Raw genomic sequence first — 1775 nt, 5'->3', positions numbered from 1 at the left:
CGCGGCCGGGGCGATGGTCGAAGCGCTGACCGCCGGCACGCCGCTGCTGCACATCACCGGGCAAATCGAAACGCCGTACCTGGACCAGGAATTCGCCTACATCCACGAAGCCCGCGATCAACTGACCATGCTCAAGGCCGTGTCGAAAGCCGCGTTCCGTGTGCGCAGCGTCGAAACCGCATTGAGCACCATGAAGCTTGCGGTGCAGACCGCCCTGACCGCGCCGACCGGTCCGGTCAGCGTCGAAATCCCGATCGACATCCAGTCCACCTTCATCACGATGCCGACCGACCTGTCCCCGCTGCCGGTCCCGGTGGCCGTGCCGTCGCCCGAAGCGCTGGACCTGGTAGCCGAGCGTCTGGCCAGTGCCACCCGACCGCTGTTGTGGCTCGGCGGCGGCGCGCGGCATGCCGGCCCGCAGGTCAAACGCCTGCTGGACATGGGCGTCGGCGTGATCACCTCGACCCAGGGTCGCGGCGTGGTCAACGAAGACGATGAGCGCTGCCTGGGCGCGTTCTCGCAAAACAAGCGCGTCGAGCAATTCCTGCAAAGCTGCGATGCCCTGCTGATCGCCGGCTCACGCCTGCGCAGCAACGAGACCTTCAAGTACGCGTTGAAATTGCCGCGCAACACCCTGCGCATCGACGCCAACCCGGCCATCGAAGGTCGCAGCTACAACAGCGAATTGTTCATCTGCGGTGACGCGGCACTGGCCCTCGAAGGCCTGGCTGATCGTCTGGAAGGCCGTCTGCAGATCGACCCGACGTTCCTCGCAGAACTCAAGGACGTTCGCGAGAAATCCCGCACGCAACTGATCGCCGACCTGGGTCCGTACTCGGCCATGGTCGAACAGCTGCAAGCCATCACCGGGCGCAATTTCTCCTGGGTGCGCGACGTCACGCTGTCCAACAGCATTTGGGGTAATCGCCTGCTGACGCTGTACCACCCGCGTTCCGGCGTGCATGCGCTGGGTGGCGGCATTGGTCAGGGCCTGTCGATGGGCATCGGCGCGGCGGTTGCGGCGGCGGAAACGGCGCCTGAACGCAAGGTCTTCGCGCTGGCCGGTGACGGCGGTTTCATTCTCAACCTCGGTGAGCTGGCGACCCTGGTGCAAGAGAACGCCAACGTGGTGATCCTGCTGATGAACGACCAGCGCTACGGCGTGATCCGCAATATCCAGGACGCGGTCTACGGCAGCCGTCACTGCTACGTCGACTTGCACACGCCGGACTATTCCAAGCTGGCCGAATCGCTGAACCTGCGCCACGGCCTGGTCACCGACCTGAAGGATTTCGGTCGCGTCGTCGACGGTGCGCTGGCACAACCGGGGCCGTTCCTGCTGGAAGTCGACATGCTCGCCGTCGGCAGCTTCGCCACCCAGTTCGCCGGTCCGCCCAACAGCGAAACCAAAGCGCAAAAAGCCACGGCCTGAGGACTTCGTCATGTTGCACATCACCATGATCGGCTGCGGCGCCATTGGCGTCGGCGTGCTCGAACTGCTGGAGAAAGACCCGCAGCTGTGCGTCGACTACGTGATCGCCTCGGCCGGTTCCGAAGAGCTGGTACGCCAGCGCCTGGCCTGCTTCAAACAACCACCGCAGGTGCTGACGGCATTGCCGGCCGATGCGCGCCCTGACCTGCTGGTCGAGTGCGCCGGCCACCGCGCCATCGAAGAACATGTGCTGCCGGCGCTGGAACGTGGCATCGCCTGCCTGATCGTCTCGGTCGGCGCGCTGTCCGAAGTCGGCCTGGTCGAGCGCCTGGAAGCTGCCGCC

Annotated in this window: 1 protein-coding gene and 1 pseudogene; both read left to right on the top strand. The window is 65.3% G+C overall.

The window, feature by feature from the left end; translation table 11 throughout:
• Positions 1-1432 (top strand): thiamine pyrophosphate-binding protein (locus tag GBC55_RS29695; RefSeq protein ID WP_247267083.1); only part of this gene is annotated, 1432 nt, incomplete at its 5' end.
• A gap of 10 nt (positions 1433-1442) precedes the next feature.
• Positions 1443-1775, top strand: a pseudogene (locus GBC55_RS29690) (aspartate dehydrogenase); the annotation flags it as partial.

Origin of the sequence: Pseudomonas sp. TNT3 (assembly GCF_010095445.2) — a bacterium.
In the GTDB taxonomy this organism is placed as follows: domain Bacteria; phylum Pseudomonadota; class Gammaproteobacteria; order Pseudomonadales; family Pseudomonadaceae; genus Aquipseudomonas.
Note: the sequence above shows the minus strand (reverse complement) of the source record. Positions and strands in the feature narration are given on the sequence as shown.